This window comes from Acidobacteriota bacterium (assembly GCA_038040445.1).
Taxonomy (GTDB): Bacteria; Acidobacteriota; Blastocatellia; order UBA7656; family UBA7656; genus Onstottus_A; species Onstottus_A frigus.
On sequence record JBBPIG010000006.1, the window covers coordinates 217,860 to 241,321 of the forward strand.

At 56.5% G+C, this 23,462-nt stretch carries 16 protein-coding genes; 6 read left to right on the forward strand and 10 right to left on the reverse strand.

Annotated features, from left to right (window positions below; all coding sequences use genetic code 11):
* Positions 1-17: 17 nt before the first annotated feature.
* Positions 18-413: a hypothetical protein gene (locus AABO57_08945; protein ID MEK6285852.1), complete on the reverse strand. Its 396-nt coding sequence runs from the start codon at positions 411-413 to the stop codon at positions 18-20.
* A gap of 476 nt (positions 414-889) precedes the next feature.
* Complete coding sequence (locus tag AABO57_08950) at positions 890-2,410, reverse strand: serine hydrolase domain-containing protein (GenBank protein ID MEK6285853.1); 1,521 nt, start codon at positions 2,408-2,410, stop codon at positions 890-892.
* Between the two features lie 95 nt (positions 2,411-2,505).
* On the opposite strand from AABO57_08950, the gene AABO57_08955 reads away from it, so the two are divergent.
* Positions 2,506-3,432 (forward strand): LysR family transcriptional regulator, encoded by a 927-nt coding sequence (locus tag AABO57_08955; protein ID MEK6285854.1) that lies wholly within the window; start codon positions 2,506-2,508, stop codon positions 3,430-3,432.
* Between the two features lie 97 nt (positions 3,433-3,529).
* Here AABO57_08955 and AABO57_08960 read toward each other — a convergent pair whose 3' ends face one another.
* Complete coding sequence (locus AABO57_08960; GenBank protein ID MEK6285855.1) at positions 3,530-4,300, reverse strand: enoyl-CoA hydratase/isomerase family protein; 771 nt, start codon at positions 4,298-4,300, stop codon at positions 3,530-3,532.
* A gap of 235 nt (positions 4,301-4,535) precedes the next feature.
* Here AABO57_08960 and AABO57_08965 point away from each other — a divergent pair, with 235 nt between their 5' ends.
* Positions 4,536-5,768 (forward strand): DUF1015 family protein, encoded by a 1,233-nt coding sequence (locus AABO57_08965; protein ID MEK6285856.1) that lies wholly within the window; start codon positions 4,536-4,538, stop codon positions 5,766-5,768.
* A gap of 26 nt (positions 5,769-5,794) precedes the next feature.
* Positions 5,795-6,997: a 3-phosphoglycerate dehydrogenase family protein gene (locus AABO57_08970; GenBank protein MEK6285857.1), complete on the forward strand. Its 1,203-nt coding sequence runs from the start codon at positions 5,795-5,797 to the stop codon at positions 6,995-6,997.
* A gap of 312 nt (positions 6,998-7,309) precedes the next feature.
* On the opposite strand, the gene AABO57_08975 is transcribed toward AABO57_08970, so the two are convergent.
* From AABO57_08975 to AABO57_09000, 6 genes are all read right to left on the reverse strand, one after another.
* Positions 7,310-8,089 (reverse strand): sulfite exporter TauE/SafE family protein, encoded by a 780-nt coding sequence (locus AABO57_08975; protein MEK6285858.1) that lies wholly within the window; start codon positions 8,087-8,089, stop codon positions 7,310-7,312.
* Positions 8,090-8,350: 261 nt separating this feature from the next.
* Positions 8,351-9,163: a GNAT family N-acetyltransferase gene (locus tag AABO57_08980; protein ID MEK6285859.1), complete on the reverse strand. Its 813-nt coding sequence runs from the start codon at positions 9,161-9,163 to the stop codon at positions 8,351-8,353.
* A gap of 702 nt (positions 9,164-9,865) precedes the next feature.
* Positions 9,866-10,900 carry a hypothetical protein gene (locus tag AABO57_08985; GenBank protein ID MEK6285860.1) on the reverse strand — a complete coding sequence of 345 codons (1,035 nt, stop codon included), beginning with the start codon at positions 10,898-10,900 and terminating at the stop codon, positions 9,866-9,868.
* A gap of 185 nt (positions 10,901-11,085) precedes the next feature.
* Positions 11,086-15,624 (reverse strand): HYR domain-containing protein, encoded by a 4,539-nt coding sequence (locus tag AABO57_08990; GenBank protein MEK6285861.1) that lies wholly within the window; start codon positions 15,622-15,624, stop codon positions 11,086-11,088.
* Between the two features lie 663 nt (positions 15,625-16,287).
* Positions 16,288-16,635 (reverse strand): hypothetical protein, encoded by a 348-nt coding sequence (locus AABO57_08995; protein MEK6285862.1) that lies wholly within the window; start codon positions 16,633-16,635, stop codon positions 16,288-16,290.
* A gap of 26 nt (positions 16,636-16,661) precedes the next feature.
* Positions 16,662-17,060, reverse strand: coding sequence for a hypothetical protein (locus tag AABO57_09000; protein MEK6285863.1), 399 nt, complete (start codon positions 17,058-17,060; stop codon positions 16,662-16,664).
* 226 nt (positions 17,061-17,286) lie between these two features.
* Between AABO57_09000 and AABO57_09005 the strand changes: the two genes are divergently transcribed.
* On the forward strand, positions 17,287-17,862 hold the full coding sequence (locus tag AABO57_09005; protein MEK6285864.1) for a sigma-70 family RNA polymerase sigma factor: 576 nt from the start codon (positions 17,287-17,289) through the stop codon (positions 17,860-17,862).
* 88 nt (positions 17,863-17,950) lie between these two features.
* Entirely contained in the window at positions 17,951-20,938 is a 2,988-nt protein-coding gene (locus AABO57_09010) for a protein kinase (GenBank protein MEK6285865.1), read from the forward strand.
* Positions 20,939-21,775: 837 nt separating this feature from the next.
* Here AABO57_09010 and AABO57_09015 read toward each other — a convergent pair.
* The gene (locus AABO57_09015) at positions 21,776-22,510 is read right to left on the reverse strand and encodes a hypothetical protein (protein ID MEK6285866.1); all 735 of its coding nucleotides are present in this window, start codon (positions 22,508-22,510) and stop codon (positions 21,776-21,778) included.
* A gap of 232 nt (positions 22,511-22,742) precedes the next feature.
* On the opposite strand from AABO57_09015, the gene AABO57_09020 reads away from it, so the two are divergent.
* Positions 22,743-23,309 carry a sigma-70 family RNA polymerase sigma factor gene (locus tag AABO57_09020; protein MEK6285867.1) on the forward strand — a complete coding sequence of 189 codons (567 nt, stop codon included), beginning with the start codon at positions 22,743-22,745 and terminating at the stop codon, positions 23,307-23,309.
* Positions 23,310-23,462 lie beyond the last annotated feature (153 nt).

Below are 23,462 nucleotides of genomic sequence, written 5' to 3' on the forward strand. Positions count from 1 at the left end.
GGCCGGGCTGTTCATTCTTACCTCGCTAAGTTCTTCACTGCCGCGTAAGCGTCCAGCGGCGAAAGCAAAACTATGATCAACCAGATTGGAATCGAGATGAGCCCGAGGATCATTCGCTTTACGAGACGGCTTTGATTCTCCGCTGAAGGCCCCGCTAGAGCGCCGGTGACCACAGCACTGACAAGCGGCGCGGAGACTCGGCGATACACATCCGATCGCGCGCCGGTCGCAAGCAGAGAGGTCGCATACGACGTCGCTCCAGAGACAGGCTCGGCAGGCGCTTGTTCAAGCGTTAACGCCGTGCGCTCGTGCTGATGCTCGCCGCACCAACGGCAAAACTTGTCGCGGTCGAGCAGTCCCGAGCCGCACCCGCAGCAAGCCTTGATCGCGACCGTCCTTACTTCTTGTTCCATCTCATCCATAACAACCCCTAGCAGGTCCTGTCCTCGATGGCTCAAGTCCACCCAGTGACAGGGCAACGGGGATGCCACAACAATGAAGTTGGTAAAGGGTTCAAAACGAATGGAGTTTGGCAGACTTGATTAAGAGCGGTGATAAATCGTGTGCAGTAAAAACCTGACAGATGCAACTTTGCCCGGAGTTCAAGCGCCCGACCTATGATCGTGCAGACCGGGGCACATTTGGACTGCGGCGGCGCCGCTTTGGATGTGCCAAATAAGTAGAGCGGTGCAGAACTCAGTCGTAGTACCGAGAGCCAAAGCGCCGCGAATGACACGTCTTGCAAAGCTCTTTGGTGGTGGACGGCGCACTCCAAAAGTCCGCCGCTTTGGGTGTGACGCATAACTAGAGCGGTGCGGAACTCAGTCTTAGTAACAAGAGCCAAAGCACCGCGATGACACGTCTTCTTAAGCGTCGCCGTTTGTCCCGCTTACTGCCGCGCAAGGAACTCGGCGATCTTCTGCGAAAGGTCCTGCGCGGCCGGCGGATCGTAGTTACCCATCGCCACCACCGTATAGCTTCCGTCCCAAAATATCTTCAAGTCCGAATTAATCCCGGGCGCGCCGCCCCCGTGACCGCGCACGCTATGGCCTGACATCTGGGTCTCCATGAAGCCGTAACCGTATTTGAGTTCGGGGCTGAAACGGTTGTCGACTTTTGCGCTGGTGATCTTTTCCGTCAGTTCCTTGCTTAACAGCTTGTAGCCTCTCAACGCCTGGACAAACTTTAGAAGGTCCGCAGCGGTCGAATAACCGCCGCCGGCAGAGCTTCCTCTAAGCGGCAGCTCCATCCAGTTGATCTTCCGTGGCTCGATTCCAAGCGGATCGTTGCCGCTGAAACGTGTGTAGCCGTATGAGAGATTAGCAACTACTTCATCTCGCCTGAACGAGTCGCTGTCCATCATGCCCGCAGGCTTGAATATGTGCTCGCGCACGTAGTCGAAGTAGTCCTGGCCCGAGACCTTCTCGACTACAACCCCGAGCACAATGAACGCCGCGTTGCTGTAGGACCAGCCCTTGCCCGGTTCGAATTGAAGCGGGTCGTTCGCAAAGATCGGGAGGTATTCTCGAAGCGCGACGTACTTCTCGCGGTTCTTGAAGAACTCCGGCTTGAAGAAGTCGCCGAGTCCCGAGGTGTGCGTCAACAGGTTATGAATCGTGACCTTCTCGGCTATCTGTTTGTTCGGATATTCGGGCAGCACCTTCGCCAGCGTGTCTTCATAGGAGAGCTTGCCCGCCTGTACCAACTGCGCGATTGCGACGCTGGTGAACATCTTGTTCATCGAGCCGAGATTGAACTTGGTATCAAGCTTGTTGGGCCCGTAAAAGTTTTTCTCCGCGTTGCCGTACGCCTTATGGAAAACGACGCGGTCACCTTTGGCGACAAGCACCACCCCCGAGAATTGATCTCGCGAGGCAGCGCTGGCCGCGTGACGTTCGATCTCCTTGACGGCGTCGGCTTCGGTCACTTTGCCTTCGGGCCATGCTTCCGCTTTCTCGGTTTCGGGATCCAGTATCGGGCGCAGACCCCAGCCGTCGAGCCTGTCTGGCTGATCTTTGTCGAGGCGAGTCATGAACCTCGCCCAGTGGTTGCCGCGCTTGCTGCGAAGCTTAAACCTGATTGTGTTTGGTTCCTTACTCGGGATGATCTCTATCACGTCGAGCCCGCCGGTCTGCCGGTAAAGGGCTTGCAGATCGTTGGCCAGCCCTTCGGGTGAGTCCTCTCTCAGGAAGTTCTGTGACATGTTGGCGGTGATGAAGCTCTTGATCTTCTCTTTGTCGCCGGTATTGAACGTCGCTATCAGCGTGCCGGCCAGTTTGCCGAGAGCGGTGTCGGGAACAACGCTGTTCAGATTTTGCGCCGGCGCCGGTATGACGAGCATGGCAGCCATTGCTACCACCAGAGCCCGGGCGGTCAGCATCATTGAAAGGGTCTTAATTCTTGATTTCATGTAATCCTCTCCAAAGTCGTAATTCGTTCTCCACAGTCTAACGCTCGCCTCGCGAATTCGTTTTATGGATTATGGTAATATCCTGTATTCACGTTATGAATCTACAATCGTTCGATCTGAACCTGCTTCTTGCGTTCGAATCGCTGATGATCGAGCGCAACGTGACGCGAGCGGCAAAGCGAATCGGTTTAAGCCAGCCGGCGATGAGCAACGCGCTTTCGCGGCTGCGGCGAACGTTTGACGATCCGCTGTTGGTGCGAACGCCGGAAGGGATGGCGCCGACCGCGGCCGCTCATTCGTTGATAGTCCCGGTGCGCGCGGCGCTGGCCCAGCTTCGCGCCGCATTGGAGGAAAGGCCCGCGTTTGATCCTACTGCGTCGAAGCGTACCTTTCATCTCTCGACCAGCGATCACGTCGAGATAGCGCTCATCGCGCCTCTGGTAACGAAACTTCTTGCGAAGGCCAGCCGCGTCAGCCTGCGGCTCACCCGGCCGCGCGCTATCTTTCAGCCGCCTGCGGTTAACGCGTTGGCCGATTCGATCGACCTTGCGATCGGCTTCTTTCCGGATGTGCCGGCTCTCGACGCGAGCATTCATTCCGAAGTGCTGTGGGAGGAGAGAAGCGTAGCGCTCGCGCGCAAGGCTCATCCGCGCATCAAGGGCAAGCTCACGTTGCGGCAGTTCGCGGCCGAGCATCACGCGGCGGTGTTCTACAAGACTGAAGGCCAGGGCTTTATCGACACGCTGCTCGAGCAGAGGGGACTTGCGCGGCGCGCGGCGGTGATCGTTGGGCACTTCGCGAGCATTCCGTTTGTTGTAGCCGCATCGGATTTGATCGCGACCGTGCCCGAGCGAACAGCCGATCACTTTGCAAAGCAGTTGAAGCTCCAAGTGCTGCCCGTGCCCCTTGCGATCCCGCCGTTTCGAATGACTATGCTGTGGCACGAACGTATGGAGGCAGACTTAGCTCATGCGTGGTTGCGCGAGTTGATTGTGGAGACTGCGCTGGGAGCGAAGGCTTAAACCTGGGAGCGGAGGCATCCCTGCCTGCCTTTTCTTCTTCCGGGATTCTGTCGGCAGGCCGCAACGCAGGCAGGCAGGGATGCCTGCGCTCCCAGGATCACTTCTTCTTTAAGCCTTCCAAAACTCCCGCGACTCGCCAGCGGTGCTCGTCGGATGCCACCAATTCCCGAAACGTCTTCCCTATTTCATCGAGAGCTGTGTTGGTGTCCAGATCGATCAGCTCGCGAGTGAGCCGCTTGGTTTCGAACAGCGCTGCGCGCGGTTTCGACGCCAGCACCGCCGCCATCTCCATTGCCCGCGGCATCAGTTCTTCGCGCGGATAGACGTGGTTGACCAGCCCGATGCGAAAGGCTTCATCGGCGGAAATGTTCTGTCCGGTCATCGCCAGCTCTTTCGCCCGCGCAAGCCCGATCGATTTGTATAGCGGATGAATGATCTGAGTCAGACCTATGTTGATCTCCGCTTGTCCAAAGATCGCTTCCTTCGCGGCGAGCCGAATGTCACAGAACGCTGCCAGGTCAAAGCCTCCCGCGATAGCGGGACCGTTCACCGCTGCTATCACCGGCTGCGGCAATGACCACAGAAGCCGAAAGATCCCCGTCACCGCTTCCAGGTGCGCCAGCTTCTGATCGGTAGTCCAGCCGAGCAGCAGATCCAGATCCAGCCCGGCGCAGAAGCTGCGGCCAGCGCCCGTGATCACAACGACGCCAAGCTCGTTGTCGGCCTCGGCGCCCTTCAACGCGGCCGATAGCCGTTCGACAAGATCCGGATGAAGCGAGTTGCTCTTGTCGGGCCGGTTGAGCGTGAGCGTCAGCACGGCTCCTTCGCGGTGGCTCAACACAAGCGGTTCCGGGCTAGTGTTTGTCATCGATGCGGCCTCCTGCTCCTGGGAGCGCAGGCATCCTTGCCTGCTGTCCGCTAAGGAAGATTTTCTTCTTTCAAAGCGTCTCGCGCGCACACCACACAGGCAGGAATCCTGCCAGCTCCCAGAGTAGCTGAATGATAAAGGAGGAAGGCACAAGTTGACAGCCCCCCAGGGGCGTCCTAGCATTCCTTAACACGCGACTGAACAAGCTCGATCGCGATAATGGGAGGCTCAAAAGATGGCAATCGTTCGCGCTTTTAAAGCGCTGCGCCCGCCGGCAGAAACAGCGGCGTTAGTTTCGGCGGTGCCCTACGACGTGGTGAGCACTTACGAGGCTCGCGAGCTCGCAGCGGGGAATCCGCTTAGTTTTCTGCACGTCTCGCGGCCGGAAATTGACTTGCCGGACGGCATCGACGTTTATTCCGATGCGGTCTATGGCAAGGCTGCCGAGAACTTCGAAAAGCTGAAGGCCGCGGCGCCGCTGTTCATCGAAGATGCCCCAAGCCTGTACGTCTATCGCCTTCGCATGGGCGAGCACACACAAACCGGGATCGCCGCGTGTTGCTCGGTAGACGAGTACGACGCGGATATCGTTCGCAAGCACGAAGGTACCCGCAAGGTGAAGGAAGATGATCGCACCCGCCACATGCTGACGCTGGGCGCGCAAACGGGACCGGTGCTCCTGACCTATCGCGGACGGGACGAGATCAACGATCTTGCTATTCGCGCGCAGCAGGAAGAGCCGCTTTGCGATTTCGTTGCGCCCGACGGCGTCGCTCACACCATCTGGCGAGTCGGCCAGCCCGATACCGGCCGTTTGATCAAAGCCTTTCAAGCGGTCCCGCTGGTTTACATTGCGGACGGTCACCACCGCGCCGCCAGCGCGAGCCGTGCGCGAACGGAACTCAGGGCAAAGAACGCCGGGCACAGCGGAGTCGAAGAGTACAACTTCTTTCTCACGGTCTTATTCCCTGCCGATCAGCTTCAGATACTGCCCTACAATCGAGTGGTCAAGGACCTTAGCGGCATGTCAGCAGACGGCTTTCTCAAGCTGTTGTCTGAGAAGTTCGATATCAAGGAAACCGCTTCGCCCGCGCCTTCGCAGAAAGGCGAGATATGCATGTACCTCGCGGGCAGGTGGTACAGTCTGACCTCCAGCCCCGGCACCACCAACCCGATCGACCCGATCTCTTCGCTTGATGTGAGCGTGTTGCAGGAGCGGGTGCTCGAACCGCTGCTGGGCATCAAAGACGTTAGCACCGATTCGCGCATCGACTTTGCCGGCGGGCTTCGGGGAACTGCGGCTCTCGAGCAGATTGTCGACGATGGACACGCGGAAGTGGCGTTCTCGCTGTACCCGGGAACAGTTGACGAGTTGATGGCTATCGCCGATCGGAACGAGATCATGCCACCCAAGTCAACATGGTTCGAACCCAAGCTGCGAGATGGATTGTTGAGCCATTTGATCTGAAAGTCCTAAGGTCGAAGGGCACAGTCATGAAAATACTCATCGCGGACAAGTTCCCCGAAAGCGGCCAAACGGATTTGCGCCAGGCCGGCTTCGAGATTGTGTATGACCCCGAACTGAAAGACGATGCCCTCGCCGCCGCGATCAAATCGACCGCCGCCGACATCCTGGTAGTTCGCGGCACGAAGGTCGGCGGCGAGATGCTCGATGCAGGCCGTTTGAGCCTCGTCGTTCGCGCGGGCGCGGGCTACAACACGATCGATGTCAAGACCGCCTCGTCGCGCGGCATCTATGTTACGAACTGCCCCGGTAAGAACTCGGTCGCGGTCGCCGAACTGGCGTTCGGATTGATGCTGGCGCTGGATCGGCGCATAGCTGACAACGCTCTTGATCTGAGACAAGGCCGCTGGAACAAAAAAGAGTACAGCAAGGCGCGAGGCATCTTTGGCCGAACTCTCGGGCTGATTGGCTTGGGCAAGATCGGTCAGGAAATGATCCCGCGCGCGAATGCTTTCGGAATGCCGGTTGTCGCGTGGAGCCGTTCGCTGACGCCGGAACGCGCAGAACGATTGGGCGTCGATATGAAGCAGTCGCCGCTCGAGGTCGCCTGGGCTGCAGACACTATCAGCGTGCATGTCGCTCTCAACGCCGAAACGCGGAATCTTCTCGACCAGAAGTTCTTCAACGCAATGAAGTCCGGCTCGTACTTCATAAACACATCGCGCGCGGAAGTGGTCGATCAGGCAGCGCTCGCGCAAGCAGTTACTGAACGCGGTGTTCGCGCCGGGCTCGACGTCTTCGCGGGCGAACCTGCGGGCGGAGTCGGAACGGTCGAAGACGAAATCTTCAAACTCGACGGCGTGATCGGCACTCATCACATCGGCGCGTCAACCGATCAAGCCCAACAAGCCATCGCCGAAGAAACCGTGCGTATCATCCGCGAGTACAAAGAAACGGGCCGGGCGCCGAACGTTGTGAACCTGGCGAAGAAGACGCCCGCGACGCACTTGCTGGTCGTTCGGCACTACGATCGCGTCGGCGTGCTCGCAAATGTTTTTACTCAACTCAAGCAGGCGGGCATCAACGTTGAAGAAACCGAGAACATTGTCTTCGACGGAGCGACTGCGGCCATCGCTCGCATTCACCTCGACTCGGCGCCCTCTGAAGTCGTGCTGGACGCGATCAAGGCTAACTCGCAAGACATAATTGAGTTGAGCTTGCTAAAGCTTTGAGTCATTTGGTCTTGAGAAAATAGAAACCGAAAGGGACCTCAAGACTCTCTTACCCACATACTTCACAAAATACTTAGAGCCGAATCGTGAAAGAGGTGAAAGCACTGACCAAGCCAATGGAATCAAACTGACAGAGGTAAAGCGCAAGTGGTTCTGCTGATAGCAAAGGAACAGAGATCTTCTTAAGCGCGATCCATCGTTGTCGGCGACCTGAAATTGAGTGATCAAACCGCGCAGTTCGGTTCCTGTCGAGTTGGTTTCCTCAAGAGTAAAAGGGGAAATTTTTTCGGCTCTTGTTCGGAACGCCTGGAATCAGCGGCGAAGCAGTAGAGATAGCGCCATCAAAACACCAATCACGATCACCGCGCGGCGAACGAATCGGCGGCCAAGCTTTCGCGCAAGGCCCGCACCGCCATAGCCGCCTGCGATCCCTCCGGCTACCATAACCATCGCGTATGGCCACTCGACTCGCCCTGACACGATGAAGTAAGCGGCTGCGACGACGTTTATGCAGACGGCGAAAAAGTTCTTCAGCCCGTTCATCCGATGAATGTCCGTCAGCCCCATCAGGCCTAACGCCGCCAGCATCAGAATGCCCATGCCCGCGCCGAAGTATCCTCCGTAGATCGCAACAAAGAACTGAAAAACCATCGCGGCGATCCACCGCGATCGCGTCGGCGCGCGTTCGGTGGAAGACTCCGGATTGCCGTTCGGAGCCAACCTTCGCCTGATCGGTTCGCCGGCGGCGAAAAGGATCGTCGCGAACAGGATCAGAAAAGGCACGATCGATGCAAACAGCGGCGAAGGGGTGAGCAGAAGCAAACGCGCGCCGATCAGTCCTCCGACAATGGAAGGCGCTCCAAGCAAGAGCATCCAGCGGCGGCTGTCGCCAAGCTCGCGGCGAAAGCCGACCATCGCACCAAGCGAACCCGGCCAAAGCGCGACGGTGCAGGTGACGTTGGCTCGAATCGGGTCGATGCCCATCCACACCAGCGTGGGAAAAGCTACGAGTGTGCCGCCGCCGGCAACTGAGTTCATCATTCCGGCAATCAGGCCGGCTAAGAAGACGAGGGATCCTTGCCAGGCGGTCATCGTGGCAGACTAGCATGAAACGCTAACCAGACGGCAGCCCGGCAGGCGGCAGAAGAAGGCAGAAGGCAGAAGGCAGTAGGCTGTAGGCAGTAGGCAGAAGGCAGAAGGCAGTAGGCAGAAGACAAGAAAACATCTGGCGGAGATGGCGACCACCGCCTTTTGCCTTCTGCCTACTGCCTACTGCCTTCTGCCTTCTGCCTTCTGCCTTCTGCCTACTGCCTTCTGCCTACTGCCTACTGCCTTCTGCCTTCTGCCTACTGCCTACTGCTTGCTGAATTTCGTTCGAGTGTAGACGACCCTGAATCCCTGTCGTTCGACGTTGCGTTGCGAGATCGAGCCCGGCGCCGTAGCGACCATCGCCAGATCGCAGCCTGACTCGGCGGCCACTGCAAGGCGCGCGAGGAGCAAGGCTTTCTGCGCGCCTCGATTGCGGAACTCAGGCAGAGTGCCCGTGCCGCCAAGAGACGCCACGCCTTGATGAATCGACATCATGCCGCCGCCGGCCGGAACGCCATCGACTTCAGCCAGGAAGAAGAACGCGCCGGCAGCGTAAAAGCAACTCGTGAAGACGCTCAGGAATTCGGGCGAGATCTCGTCGTTCTCAAAGAAGCTCTTCGCCACCAACAGCGAGTAACTCTCAGCTTCACCGGGCGCCGGCCTGCGCACGCGAACTTCGCTTGTTGGGTCCGGCCAGGCGCGTGAGTCGCTATTGGTAAGTTCTCGTGTGAAAACATTCGAGTATTCGATCGGACTGTAGCCTCGTTCGTTCAGCAGCTTCAACAAAGAAGGATCGGCCAGCGAACAAGTCTCGATGTTAACAGCCGACCCGTGCGTTTGATAGAACTCTTCCATCCCGGCCATGTCCGCGTCGGTTACCGGGCCGTTCAAGCCGAGACCAAAGGCTTGCGTCACCGGCGAGTCGATACCGCCAAATGCCGCGTGACCGCCGCCTACCGGGAGGAACACTTGGCCCTTGAAAGAGTTGAGCCTGGCCCATGAGCGAGCGAACTCGACGCCCGCAAGGGCGTCGGTCACCTCCAGTCGTCGGGCTAGCTCGATGTCAGCGAATAGCATATCGTGGATCTTCGAGCACACCGTCATAGTGAAAGTTGAGCCGAGCGACAATGAGCTGATCGGTGTAGTCGCGAGATTGCGTTGTTAACCGCTGGAAAGCGTCTGTCATTTGCACCGGCCCTGGACCAGTTGAATCAGGCGCAGTATAGCGGGCCAAGCCGGAGATTGCAGCAGGGCAGGCGCCAGTTCTCACCTGGACGGCGATCACACCTCCTCGCAGTAACCACATAGCGGGGTTGCCGCTTGCTTGCGACTCATTGTCTCTTTCCCACAAACCTTGCAATGGGTCCTCAGGTATTCCTTGGCTTCTTCCACCGCTCGACCAGTTAGGTTTGCCGGCCATTCCACGATTACCGCCTCCAAGATTTTTCTTAGCTGATTCTCTTGCTCGAACAAATCGCGAATGATTGGTTCAGGCCTGATCCCCGCTGCAAGTCTAGCCGTATATTTTCCGGGCAGTTGTGGCGTCAAAGTGTCACTCGTGGTTTTTTCGACTGAGCGTGAAGCGGCGATCGTGGGGATCTCATCTCGTGCCGGAACAGTAGTCGCGCCGTTACTGCGTAGCGAGCCCGTGCTTGCCAGCGCTAGTTCCTCAGCAGCACGCCGTCCACAGTGAGGGCAGAACCTGGAACTTGCCGAGATTTCGGCGTGGCAGGGGCATCTCATGGCTACTTCCTTACTTTACGTTTATTATCGTCGCGCTCACGGCTTCGGGGTAATATTCGGCGGCAAGGCCGTCACTGGTTCTTTGTTACCTTGCACCTGCCTTACTGTGACAACCGCGGCTACAGTACCTGCCGCCACTGCCGCAGCAACGATTCCGAGCGTCGTCCCGGTAAGTATCCCAGCCGCCGCCGTCGTGCTCACTCCTATCGTTGTGGAGGTGCTGGTGCCGGCAACGGTCGCTGTGACCGAAGTCGAGGCGGACGTAGGTCCTGCAGTGAAGCTGGTCGTCGCTATACCTTGCGCGTTTGTGCTCACAGTCACGCTGGTTCCCGCAGTCGCGCCTGACCCCAGCGTGCCCCCTCCTTGCCCGCCCATTAGGAATATGACCGCTGTATCGGGCACTGGACGATCGTTCTTGTCTGTCACTCTAACTTGAATCTGCCGCGCCGCGCGGGCTCGCACGCTCAGTTGCGCGCCGGAGGCAACAGGCCGTCCGAGTTCGTCGACGACTTGTATTTTGAGGTCGCTCTGAGCTGCCTGCTCCGTTTGAATCTTGCCCGCGATGGTTGTGAGCTCCGCCCGGCCTTCGCTGACCATCAGCCGAAAAGCTGCGCCGCGAGACGCCGTGAACACCGACCCGCCCGCTTCGACGAACGCCCCGGCGTCTGCTCCCAGCTTCAGAGTCACAGCTCCACTGATCAACGAAACAATCAGAACTTTTCCGCTTGCGCTGTCCTCGAACGACGCCCTTGCGGATGCGAATCTTGCTGCTGCGCCGCGGGCGAGCGCAACCCGGCCCAACTGCTCGAACTCCAACTGCGCACCTGTGTCGAAAGCTTGAAGCAGGTCGCCACCCCAGATGAAGTGCTCCCCACAATACACGCGCCCGTTGAGGCTCACCGGTGACAGCGTTCGGAACTTGCCAATAGGACCAGCCATCGCGGTTGCGTAAAGCCGTATCGGCCTCTCCGGTTGTGAGCTTGAGTCGTCAGCTAGCGCAGACTTCGGCATCAGACCCGCCGTCAAGACTGCGAGCAACAAGCTTGCGGCAAGAGACTCGTTTCTTATCATTTGGTTCTCCTTCTTCGACAGATCGCCTCGATCTGGCAGCGAGTACTGCTTTGCTCTTCGCGCCGGTTACTCAGGGAGTGATACCGCTCAGCTTCACCTTAGGAAGCACCAGGGTCACTCTTTCTGCGCGATCCGCCGCGGTCGCGCTTGCGGCGGTGGGTCCCAGGCTTGCGGTGGCAGAAACGCTAGTCTCGCCGTCGAAAACCGTAACTCGCACGCCGGCGATTTCCGGGATGGCTGCTCGCTCCCGAAAACGGCTGCTCTACGGTGAAGCTTTGACCTCTGGTCAGCCCGAGCGGTTGAAGCGCCTGCGCAAGGTTAACTTCGAGCGCCTGCCCGACCGGCTGACCGCTGCTGTCGAGGAACTGATGCGACGCCCGGCTGACATCCAGATTGGAATCGAACACAGAGTAGGTCAGGGTGAACTGGTTGCCTGATTTCGAGAACGTCACGACGGGCGGCCGGCTCGTGTTGGTCGGATCGATCAGGCGTAATACGCTTGCGATCCGGCCAGTCAGGTTTATCGTCAGCGTCCTGTTGTCACTTGTAGTGAAGTTGATCGCGGACGAGACCACGTCGGGCAGCACTTGATTGGCCGCCAGATTGCTCGTTCGCGCCGCCACCGCTGGAATCGTCGGATTGAATGTCACCCGGAAGCTCCGTTGACCCACTGGAATCGTCACCGTCGCCCCGACGCTGAGCTGAGTATCAGCCGCACCCGGATTGACGGCGAAGACGGTAAAGAATCCACTGTCATCCCCATTCGTAATTTTGCCCCCGCTGACGTCGCTGCCCGTTCGCCTGATTGAAGCAAGAGTGATGTCAACAGGAACCGCCGCTGCGTTGGTGATCCCGAATGTGCCCGAAGGCGGATTCTGATTCGGTAAAGCGATCGCGCTGCCGAAATCAACTGCGGTCTTGTCCGGCGCAGGATTGTTAGGCACAAACAAGTTGACCGTCACACTGAAGCCGCACGAGCCTTTGTTGTTCGCTGGATCTGTCGCGGTGCAAGTGACCGGGGTGGCGCCCACAGGAAACGTTGATCCAGAGAGCGGCGAGCAGGCCATCGTGACCTCTGGAGGATTACCCACAACAGCGGGTGAAGGATAGCTGACCACAGCCGAAGTTTGTCCCTGGGCGGCAGCAACCGTGACATTGGCGGGGCAGTTAATGGCAATCGGATTTGTCGAGACGGTCACGCTCGCGGTGGCTGCGTTGTTGGACGTAATGGAATCGTTAGTCGCGGCGGTGACCGTAGCGGTGTTGTCAATCTTCGTGCCGTTGGTGATCGATGATTTCACAGTCGCTTCGAAGGTGATAGTGGCTGAGGCGTTTAAGGCCATAAGCGGGAAGGTGACCGTCCGCCCATTGCCCGCTCCTCCACAGAAGCCGCCGCCTGTTGCCGAGCAGGAGACAAACGTCAACTGATCGGGCAGGCTGTCGGTCACCACAACGTTGTTCGTTGTTTGTGGCCCGTTGTTGGTGACGGTGATGGTGTAGGTCAGTTTATCACCTGGCTTGGGCGTACCCGTTGAGGCAGACTTCGTAATTGCGACGTCAGCCGGCGCCGCGCCGATATCGATGCACTGAGAAAACTCTGACGTATTACCCGCCGAGTCTGTTGCTGTTGCCGTAAAGACCTGGCCCGCCACCGGCTGGTTTGTGGTGAATTTGAAACTCGCGTTGCAAGTGGCATCGGTGGTCACAGTCCTCGAGCCGATGAGAGTCTGACCCTCGCCAAAGCCGGACGGATCGCAATCACTGTTGGAAAAGAACTGGATCGTGAATGTCGTATTTGCAGTGCCGTTCAGCGTTCCCTCGATTGTTGTGACCCCTCCAATAGAGGCGAAGGCGGAAGTCAAGACAGGAAAGTTCTGCAGGTTGTTCGGACCCGTGTCTACGTCGCAGGGATCGTTTGGCGTAACACCATTATCGCCAAGATCGATGCCTAAGCCATTGTTCGAGAATATAGCGTTGGAGAGAATGGGATTGCTGCTACCGGCAGGAGGGAACAACAGGACCCCATTGAGAGCGTTAAAAGCGATGACATTACCCTCGCCGCTGCCGGTGCCGCCGATGAGGTTATTAGTCGGCGTGATCGGGACAGTGGCGCCGATTATGACGCCGTTCAAGGCATTGCCCAGTGCAGCAGTTCCGGTCGCGTCCGTGCCAATGAAGTTACCCTGCACGGTGTTACTACTCGAAGCATTGATACTAACGCCATGAAATCCATTGCCCGAGATGACATTGCGTTCGGCGACTATTGCTCCGCCAATTCGGTTGTTGGCCGCGCCGTTGAAGATGTTTACACCATGCTGAGTATTGCCCAGCCCAACCGCGCCAGTAACATCAGTGCCGATGAAGTTACCCTTTACCTGAGTTCCTGTCGCACCGCTGCCGACGATCAAGATACCAGCCTGATTGTTGCCTGAGATGATATTTCGAGCTCCATCCGTCGAGCCGCCGACGACCGTGTTGGGCGCGTTGCTGATGAAGATCCCATTAGCCGAATTGCCTAGGTCCGTGGTTCCGGTTGCGCCGGTGCCGATGAAGTTGCCTTGCACTTGGTTTCCTGTCGCACTGTTCAATTGAACTCCGTTCGCACCGTTACCCGAGATGACATTGCCTGCCCCCGCCGTGGTGCCTCCGATACTGATCGAAGGAATGCCCTGAATGACTATGCCATTGGCGTTACCTATAGCAGAGTTGCCTGTCACATCGGTGCCGATAAAGTTGCCCTGCACTACGTCTCCGCCTGAACTTTGAGCGAACTGGATGCCAAGGAAACTGTTTCCAGAAATCAGATTGCGTGCTGCTGCGGTGGTGCCTCCGATTCTATTGTTAGCTGGACCCCCGAATATCAGCACTCCAGTGCGACTGGGTGCGCCCGGAACGCCTGTGCCAGCTACGTTAGTCCCGAGAAAATTGCCTTCGACTATGTTATTGCCGTTCGTGATTAATTGAATCAAACGGCCACTAAGATTGGGAATGTCTTGGAAACGATTAATAACCAAACCGCGCACCGCGCTGTTTCCCGCTGTAATAGTGACCCCGTCTGATTGCCCTGCGCTGCTTCCGTTGATCTCGATAATCGGTGTGCCTGCGAATCCCGGCTGTGTTGTTCCGTCTATCACCACCGCGTCCGTGATCGTAGGCAGAGGCGATAGCGGCGTGATCGTCTGCGGGCCTGAGCCGATTGCGAAGGTGATCGTGTCGAGTCCCGCGTTAGCATTCGCATTAATGATCGCCTGCCTCAACGAGCCTGCCCCGCTGTCGTTCGTGTTGGTCACCGGGAACGCCGCCGCAATGTGAACCACTCCGGACGGTGTTATCGCTCCACTTCTGAGCACCACCAGGTCGCTGAGCGCATAACTCTTCAATCGCATCGGCAACACTGCGACCGGCTCAGACTCTACATCCAGCGACACTGGCCGCAGGCTCGAAGCTTGAGCGCTTGAGTCTTTGCCGCCCGCGATGATGTGCAACTGGCGGCTCGCCGGATCAACTACTACGAGATCGTCTGACGGAATGCTCGACACGCGGGCACAGACCATCTGTGTCGCTTGCGCCCCGACGCCAGAGGCCAGCACTTCATCTTTCCACGACTCTACGCCCGCACTTTTCTTTTTCTTTTTTGCCTTTGTCGCCCCCGGACTCAACAGGTGCACGCTGCCATCGCTCACCAACAGAGACAGCCCTGTCTTGTGATCGCCTTTGAAGTCTCCGATGGCCACAGACTTCAACGCGAACGGGAAGGATCGCTGGCTGATGCGCGCTTTCGGGACTTCCCCTTGTCTCTGCTCGTCCTGCGACAGCTTGCGGTCGCGTCCGTATATGACAACGAGTTCGCTGCCGGCTGTGACTGCGATGTCCATCGTGTACTCTTCGTCGAGGTTCCCAATTGCAATTGCAGTCGCTTCGGCGGGCAGATCGAATTCTTCAGCTTTCCCTCGAAGCGCACCTTCGAGCGATTCGAAGACAAGAACCTTCGGCCCATTGGCTGCGACTATGCCGACGACAACATCGGTTAACCCATCGGCGCGGTTTACTTCGCCTGTTGCAAGCGCGGTGACGCGGCCCGGTAGTTCTATGCGTTTCGCTGCCGCGAAGTTGCCGTGACCATCTCCCGTCAGCAGGTAAAGCGCGGTGTCCCGGCGCGACGCTGTCACTACGTCCCAATGACCGTCCGCGTCGAAGTCTCCGGCGCCAAGGAAGTCAGGCGCTTCGGGCAAGTCGAAGGCCCGCGCCGGTGAGAGAAAAGGCTGATCGGTGAACTCACCTCTTGCCTTTCGTTGCTGCGCTTCGGGACTGTTGGGATAGATCGAATCAACGTTGCCGCGAAGATGGGTTATGAAACCTGTGCTTGCGCTGGCGTAGCCGCTGATCAGATCGGGAGTGCCGTCCTCATCGAAGTCCGCAGACGCGAGCGTGAGAGGCCTGACCTGACCTTGATCCACGAGCTGCTTCATCGCGGCTTGCGAGTATTCGATCTGCATATCGACGCCGTCGCCGAGCTTGATCCATGGATTGCCTCGACCGATAGCGTGAACCCCAACGCGATTTGCTTCGGCGGTATGTCGGGCGGAAAACGCGGAAGTCTTGCTGGTGTGTGCGAGGACGCTTGAGGCAAGTGACTTCATGCGGTCCGGCAGAGTGAGGCAAACAATCAGAGCCAACACGGTAAAGCTGAACAGGTGAGTCAGGCGAATTCGTTTGTTGAGCATTCGATTCCCCTTATCTGAAGCAGAAAGAAGCAAGAACATAGCGCGATCAATCGCGTAGACTTTTTCATTCCTCAGTCGCGTGCATCGAGCTTGCGCAGGCTTGTCGAAAGATCGCGTGTCGAGACTTTGCTCCCTTTATTGAATCGGTGAGTGATCGCGAATCAAACTTCCGTTATCTATTCCCTGTGAGGCCCAAGTTGTACTTACTCAATCAGCCCGCGAGCGCAAATAGCCGGCCTTAGTCTCCGCTTGATTATGACGATTGCGCTCAAAGCATTTCGTGATTGATCGTTGTGAGCAACGCATCGTCGGTCTTCGTTCTGATTGGCGCGTGCCGTTGTTCTGCTTTTAGACCGTGTTAAAGGAAAGCGGCCAGCAATAAACTTCTCCTCCCAATGAATCTGGGCCTCTGTCTTATCGTCAAGCCTCACCTTACTAAGCGAGAAATCTGGCCGAAAGCTATCACTGGCCCGAAGACTTTCTGATTTGCCCGGCCGCATGAAGCGAGATCTTTGATCGAAACGGCTCTTTCGGTTTGAACCTTTTAAAGCTTCCCGCCCGGAGTGCTATAACCGCGACCGAAGCCTTTTCTGTTTTGCTTGGACGGGTAGAAACCAAGATTCGGTAATCAGCGAACCGGTCTCGGCCCAGCCAGGAATTCGCTCAGGGATTCGTGATGCTGACCGAGAAGGCCACATAGAAGTCTCCCTGATTCACCGGAGTCACGGATCCCGATTTGCCTTTGCCTGGGACCATCTTGTTCAGCCGCGCGACGTTTTGCTTCAGCGAACAGTCCGCTGCCACGCACCCGCCCCGCGTGCCATCCGGGACGATCGTCCAGTTGTTGCACTGAGAGTTGGCGGTTCCGTTACACGTGACCTTCACATAGTCTGTCTCGGGAGCGACGTAGCCTGTGAGCGGATTCATTTGGAGCAGGTAATCGTTCCCGCTGTCGCTGAACAAGACCGCCAGCGGGCAATTGACCGTGGTGCCAGCAGCAATGGTAAACATGTCAACGTTGTATTGATCGCACTTCGTTACAAGACGGGCCCGATCAATGCTGAGGTAAACGGAGGCACCGGCGCGCCGCCATTCGGACCCGTGCCTGGAATTGGCTTGCTGAAATCTAGAAAGACATGCCTGGCTGCGGTAAAGTTGGTCAAGTACCAATTTCCATAAGCGCCCTGGATGATGGATTCCACGTCACTGCTGTTGGTATAGCCACCCGCTCCGTCGCTCCGGACCTGCATCCAGATGCGCTGCACTGCGCCGGTGTCATCGGTCACATCGATGTAATCCGTGATTGTCGATGTAACCGGAAGGTCAGGGCGACGGTTGGGCTTTTGGGAAGCCGCCACTTGCTGCTGGGTCAATGCCGGGATGGGCAAGGTCAAGCAGGCGAGCAAAACAGCTAACAGAATTCTTTGTCTGCTCATCGTGAATCCTCCTTAATCAATAAAAACATTCGTTCTGGATAGGTGAGAACCGTTTCACAGGCCAATGGCTCCAAGATCATCCAACTTTCGCTTCGAAGCTGTGTCTCGCTCACTGCATAAAGCGAGAAGTTTGATCGAAACGGCTCACTCGGTTCTTAACCTTTTTAAGCTTCCCGCCAGGAGTGCTATAATCCGCCCGCCTCATGGTTAACAAAGGCAGGCATTCATGGCCGCTCTACCTGATCAGATCACCGAGCTTTTACTAAGCTGGAGCAATGGCGATAAGGAAGCTCTGGACCAGCTAATCCCGCTGGTCTCATCCGAGTTGCGCCGATTGGCCACGCGTTACATGGCCAAGGAGCGATCCGGCCACACTCTTCAGACTTCTGCTCTCATCAATGAAGCGTACCTGCGGCTTGTCAATCAGCAGAACGTCGAATGGAAAGACCGGGCGCATTTTTTCGCCGTCGCTGCCCAGATAATGCGCCACATCCTGATTGACCATGCTCGACGCTATAAGTATGAAAAGCGAGGGGCGGGCGCTCAGAAGGTAGCCCTTACCGACGCGGCGTTGTTAGGTCAGCAGCGGGCTAAAGAGTTAATTGCGCTCGACGACGCGCTGATTGAACTGGCGGCGTTTGACTCGCGCAAGAGTCAGATCGTCGAGCTGCGTTTCTTTGGCGGGTTGAGCATTGAAGAAGTTGCCGAAGTCGTGCACACCTCGCCCGCTACCGTTAAGCGCGAGTTGCAAGCGGCCAAGCTCTGGTTAAAGCACATAATGGCTCATGACCAATCTTGCTGAGAAATACACTCTCTCGTGAGCCGAATTCGGATATGTTCTCGCTATATGAAGTAGCTGCGAAAGCAGTCTAGGAACGTGATCATCGCGCATGGAACTCGAACGCTGGCGCAGAACAGATAATATTCTTCAAGCCGCTCTCGCCTTGAATCCGGCCGAGCGCAGCGTCTTCGTTGACAGTGCGTGTGAGGGTGACGAGTCTCTGCGAGACGAAGTAATCTCCCTGCTTTCTCTTGAGAAGGAGGGACTCGACATCATAGATAGACCCGCATTGGAGGCGGCGGCCTGCGTACTTGCTCCGGATCAACCCGATCTGATTGAAGGACAGTTTGTTGGCCATTTCAGAATTCTCTCATTGCTCGGCGCAGGCGGTATGGGAGAGGTCTATCTCGCGGAAGATACTAAACTGGGTCGCAAGATCGCACTCAAGCTTTTGCCCGCTGACTTCAGCACAGATCGCGGCCGAGTGCGTCGATTCCAGCAGGAGGCCCGCGCCGCGTCGGCTCTTAACCACCCGTATATCGTCACCATTCACGAAACAGGAGAATTCCAGGACAGGCATTTCATAGCCACTGAGTACATAGAAGGCGAGACGCTGCGCCAACGAATGAGGCGTACAACCCTCAACCTAAACGAAACTCTCGATATTGCCATTCAAGTGGCGGGCGCGCTTGGCGCTGCGCACCAGGCAGGCATCGTTCATCGCGACGTCAAACCGGAGAACATCATGCTGCGGCCCGATGGCTACGTCAAAGTGTTGGACTTCGGACTGGCTACACTGGAGGAGCAATCGGGCGATGGCGGTAGCAGCGATTTTTCTTCTAAGGAAGGCGATACAACACCCGGCCTATTGATCGGCACGGTGAAGTACATGTCTCCTGAGCAAGCGCGAGGGTTGAACCTGGATGCGCGAAGCGATTTATTCAGTCTGGGTATTGTTATCTACGAAATGCTGGCAGGCCGGCCGCCATTCGAAGGCGAAACCAACAGCGACTTGATTGCCGCCATTCTGAGGGTCGAGCCGGTGCCGCTGACCCAATCCCCTGCTGTTGTACCTGCCGAATTACAAGACATCGTGAGCAAAGCGCTCTGCAAGGACAGAGATCAACGTTATCAAACGATCAATGATTTGCTCGCCGAGCTCGAGAGGCTAAGAGAAGGGTTGGAGTTAGCGGCTAAGCTTCCACGATCCTCGTATTACCGCCCAAACACCGGCTCGTGGCGCGCTCGACTTTACACGAGGCGTGATCAATCAGCATCAAACGTGCGCGAAAAAGCTTTGCGCACTGCATTAAGCCCAGCGCATTTACTCTCCAGGAGCAACCGACGCGGAAGGGCGGCGGTAATGACAGCGGTTGCTGTCATCTTGCTTGGGAGTGTCGCGTGGTTGGTTGCACAGCAACGATCCCGGTCGTCGGAACGCCGTTTCCAAAGCATGGAGATCATCAACCTCACGACCAACGGAAAGGCTAGGGACGCAGCCATTTCGCCCGATGGCAAACTCGTAGCTTATGTAGTCGAAGAAGCCGGCCAGGAGGGCCTTTGGATAAGGCAAGTCGCCACAAACTCTACAGCTCCGATAACGCCACCTGAACCTACTCGATATCAAGCCTTAACTTTCTCGCGTGATGGAAATTCCGTTTATTACGTCAAGTATGAAGGATTTGACCTGGCTCAAAACGCGCTCTATCAAGTTAGCGTGTTTGGAGGTGCTTCGAGAAAGTTGATTCCAAACGTCCACTCGGCGATCAGTTTTTCTCCCAACGGCGAGCAGGTCGCATTCATTCGCCGGTATCCAAGGGAAACAGTTTTGATAGTTGCAAACGCAGATGGCGCTGGAGAGCAGGAACTCACCAAATGGAGAGAACCTGAGTTTCTCTCCACCTATCCCTGCGGGCCGGCATGGTCACCGGATGGGAGGGTCATTGCCTGCGGAGCAGGGTACTTTGATGCCGCAGCCGGTCGCAATCTGACTAGAATCGTCGAATTTCGTTTGGAGGATAAGACCGACAGGCCTATTACTTCTAAGGCTTGGCGGGCGTTCTATGGACTTGGCTGGCTCTCGGATGGCAGCGGCCTGATCCTCGCTGCCTTGGATGGGCCGGGGTCTGAAGACACTGCCAAGATATGGCGTATCTCTTATCCCAGCGGCGAAGCCGAAAAAACTACTAGTGAATTGAACACGTACACGGGCATTAGCCTTACGTCAGATTCACTGAATCTGGTGACTACTCAATCCAGTCAAACTTCAAGTATGTGGATCGGACCCACTGGGGACCTGAGTCAAGCCAGACAGATCACATCTAGTCGTCCCCCTTACCGGGGTTTAGCACTGACGCCTGACGGCAAGATAGTCTGCGGCGACACAATCAACGGCAATCTAGAGATTCTTACCATGGAGCTCGATGGGACCGATCAAAAGCAGTTGACGTTTGCGGCGGGTAAGAACCACACACCATCGGTTTCACTTGATGGTCAATACATTGCTTTTGCTTCCACGAGAGGGGGAGAGCCGGGTTTATGGAGAATGGACATCAACGGTGACAATCCAACGTTGCTGACGAGGTGTGGCAACATAACGTCAACAAGCTTTTCACCAGATGGCAAATGGATCGTCTATTCGGGTTTTGTTACCGGGCACGCCATTCAAAACATATGGAAGGTGTCCAGCGATGGAGGAAGCCCTTCGCAATTGACTGACAAGTTCTCGGCTGCTCCTACCGTTTCACCCGATGGGAAGATGATAGCTTGTGTTTACAGAGATGCCCCTTCCTCGGCTGCTCACATAGCGATAATCCCCTTTGAGGGCGGGCAGCCGATCAAGACCTATCTTGCGCCTGGACTTTCCTACGGGTCCATTCGCTGGGCGCCGGACGGAAGCGCTCTTACATACATAGAGACCCACGGCGGTATTTCCAACTTATGGAGCCAGCCATTAGCTGGTGGCCTGCCAAGTCAGCTCACCCACCTCCGAACAGAAACGATGTTGCAAGCGGAATGGTCACGCGATGGCAAACAACTCGCCTTCGTGCGCAACGCGCGGATTAGCGATGTTGTATTGATAAGAGATGGCCCCTAATAGGGAGCGGAGTACGAGACGCAACTATAGTACCGAGTCAGTCTCGTTAACAGTGATCATGCTTCCAGGCACCGCCGTTGAGAGTTGTACTCGTTTTGGGAGTGCTTCTATTCTGCCTCGGAATCGCTGGCAGCCACTTACGAACAACAAGGCAATTCACCCGAAGCGCTTTGGGCGTTGGAACAAGGTTGTCGTGAAGATGAGGCTGGGAATGTGGCCGGAACGCCAGAAGTGTTTTGGTTGAAATCAAGTCGCGACTGGCGCAACTCTATCGCAAGCTCAATCGAGTGGAGGATGCTCAAAGGATCGAAGTCGAACTCCTGAGCCTGCTAAGATACGCCGACGCGGACCATCCGATTCTTGTCCAACTGCGACGAGCGGCACGGTGAATGACGGTCTTTGGCAACCGCGTGCATATCTGATCCGATCGAGACTGTCGACGACTCTTAAAGCGCCTAAGCCGGCGGTCGGCGTGCTCCATGCAGGCCCCGTCGCAGTCACCGTCATTACTTATCCAGTGGTAGTACCTACGGTGTTAACTTTGGCGGGGTCACAGCTCCGTTCGCGAGTTGGTTTGATCCAACCCCGCCATTAGCAATCCCTAATGGAAACGTGGTTGTTCCCTGACCAGCTAGAGTTGCGTCATGCCCTACTGATCTTGATGGCTGATTGCCAGGTGGGGCCCTGTGCAACGATGCCCCTGCCGCCTGACAGCAGTAGTCCAATGACCATCCCGAGGAACAACGTCATACTCGTCGCCGAACTTGATCTTGTTCATCGTATAGTTCCTTTCTACCTCAGCTCTTGAGTACTTGAGGCAAGACTAACCTGCTACGTCTACTTCCTCAGGAGCGTTAGCTTGAACCGAAGAGAGTACAATCCATCATTGTTGAGCCGCAAAGCGCCTACCGTTGGCGTATCTTTCAGCCTTGCCAGGGCTGGCTCAGGAACACTGTTGTTGCAGGCCGCAGTGCCTGCAGGCTCCACTTCCCACGTATCCGCATCGATACGCGTGACCACACCGTAAGCTGTTTGGCTCACGTCAAGACCGCTGGCTGATGAAGTTCTATGGAAGTTATGCCGCCACTGTGTTTTCTTGGCATCATTCAGAGTATAAAACCAGGAAAGCTGCACGCATTCAGAAGCTCCGATGGACAGACTCTGAAGAGGTATGTAGCTGCCGTCATTGTTTTGTGGAATTGTGCTCAAGAAAGCACGCGGATATGTTCCTGACACAGGCTGTTTGGGGGTCGTTGGCGGGTCATTATCGAGGCCTGTATATGGCACCGAATAATCAAACGCCACTCCCCGTATTGGCGTTTTGCCTGTCTGGAAATTTATGATCAGATCTCCAGAGTTGTCGAAGCTTGCCGAGACACCCTCCTGCCCGTGAACGTACGGACCACCTCCGTCACTAAGAATCTGACACGCGCTACCGGATGAATCGGTGGGTTCAATGACGGCCTTTAGATTGACCGCCGCAATGGTACCTGGCTTCTCTGCCAGAACACCGACAGCGGTCAAACCGGAAAGCATGGTGAGCGTCAAGGTGAACAAGATGACTCTCTTCATGGTCTTTTCTCCTCACGGGTCAAAGATAGAGGCGAATTCCCGCTGGCCAACCCCTGGAAGATCATGGCCGCGTCTGAGCTAGCCAGGTTGGCGCCTCACCTGATATAGCGAAAAACTTGCCTGTATAAGCTCATCGTTATTTTGAGTTTCTTGCTGGCATTCAGGTGCTATGCCGACAATGCTATAATCGCGCTCCTAAGAATCGGGCCGAACCAATCAGCGCTGGAATCTTATGGCGGGTTTACCAAATGAAGTCACTCAGCTCTTGCTGAGCTGGAATACTGGGGACGACAAGGCATTAGACGAGTTGATACCTCTCGTCTACAGTGAACTGCGCCGCCTGGCCCGGCTCTACATGCGACGCGAGCGCTCGAATCACACCCTTCAAACTTCTGCTCTGATTAACGAGGCGTATCTGCGGCTCGTAGACCAGCAAAAGGTAGAATGGCAGGACCGCGCACATTTCTTTGCGGTTGCCGCTCAGATTATGCGCAATATCCTGATAGACCATGCCCGTAAGTATCAATCTGCGAGGCGCGGCGCCGGAGCACAGCAGGTGCCGCTCGATGAATCAGTGATTGCGAATAGCCAGAGAGCCTCAGAACTGGTGGCTCTAGACGATGCCCTCGTCAGTCTTACAACCTTCGATTCACGCAAAAGCCAGATAGTAGAGTTGCAATTCTTCGGCGGCTTGACCATTGAAGAGATTGCTGAAGTTATGAAGATTTCGCCTGCCACTGTTAAACGCGAGCTTCAGGCGGCTAAGCTGTGGCTGCACCGTCTGATGACGAATACTTAATGTGCTGAGCTAATCCGACGAGAAATTTCGCTATACAATGTGGCGATCAGTCGAATTCCCATCCTCTCGCGGGGTTTCTCTATGATGGACCAGGAACGTTGGCGGCAGATCGACACGGTTTTGCAGGCCGTGCTTGAGCGTCCGCCCGCCGAG

Excerpts from the sequence above, each read along its gene's own strand:
- AABO57_08945 (MEK6285852.1), bottom strand. The coding sequence starts at position 413 with ATGGAACAAGAAGTAAGGACGGTCGCGATCAAGGCTTGCTGCGGGTGC.
- AABO57_08950 (MEK6285853.1), bottom strand. The coding sequence starts at position 2,410 with ATGAAATCAAGAATTAAGACCCTTTCAATGATGCTGACCGCCCGGGCT.
- AABO57_08955 (MEK6285854.1), top strand. The coding sequence starts at position 2,506 with ATGAATCTACAATCGTTCGATCTGAACCTGCTTCTTGCGTTCGAATCG.
- AABO57_08960 (MEK6285855.1), bottom strand. The coding sequence starts at position 4,300 with ATGACAAACACTAGCCCGGAACCGCTTGTGTTGAGCCACCGCGAAGGA.
- AABO57_08965 (MEK6285856.1), top strand. The coding sequence starts at position 4,536 with ATGGCAATCGTTCGCGCTTTTAAAGCGCTGCGCCCGCCGGCAGAAACA.
- AABO57_08970 (MEK6285857.1), top strand. The coding sequence starts at position 5,795 with ATGAAAATACTCATCGCGGACAAGTTCCCCGAAAGCGGCCAAACGGAT.
- AABO57_08975 (MEK6285858.1), bottom strand. The coding sequence starts at position 8,089 with ATGACCGCCTGGCAAGGATCCCTCGTCTTCTTAGCCGGCCTGATTGCC.
- AABO57_08980 (MEK6285859.1), bottom strand. The coding sequence starts at position 9,163 with ATGCTATTCGCTGACATCGAGCTAGCCCGACGACTGGAGGTGACCGAC.
- AABO57_08985 (MEK6285860.1), bottom strand. The coding sequence starts at position 10,900 with ATGATAAGAAACGAGTCTCTTGCCGCAAGCTTGTTGCTCGCAGTCTTG.
- AABO57_08990 (MEK6285861.1), bottom strand. The coding sequence starts at position 15,624 with ATGCTCAACAAACGAATTCGCCTGACTCACCTGTTCAGCTTTACCGTG.
- AABO57_08995 (MEK6285862.1), bottom strand. The coding sequence starts at position 16,635 with ATGTTTACCATTGCTGCTGGCACCACGGTCAATTGCCCGCTGGCGGTC.
- AABO57_09000 (MEK6285863.1), bottom strand. The coding sequence starts at position 17,060 with ATGAGCAGACAAAGAATTCTGTTAGCTGTTTTGCTCGCCTGCTTGACC.
- AABO57_09005 (MEK6285864.1), top strand. The coding sequence starts at position 17,287 with ATGGCCGCTCTACCTGATCAGATCACCGAGCTTTTACTAAGCTGGAGC.
- AABO57_09010 (MEK6285865.1), top strand. The coding sequence starts at position 17,951 with ATGGAACTCGAACGCTGGCGCAGAACAGATAATATTCTTCAAGCCGCT.
- AABO57_09015 (MEK6285866.1), bottom strand. The coding sequence starts at position 22,510 with ATGAAGAGAGTCATCTTGTTCACCTTGACGCTCACCATGCTTTCCGGT.
- AABO57_09020 (MEK6285867.1), top strand. The coding sequence starts at position 22,743 with ATGGCGGGTTTACCAAATGAAGTCACTCAGCTCTTGCTGAGCTGGAAT.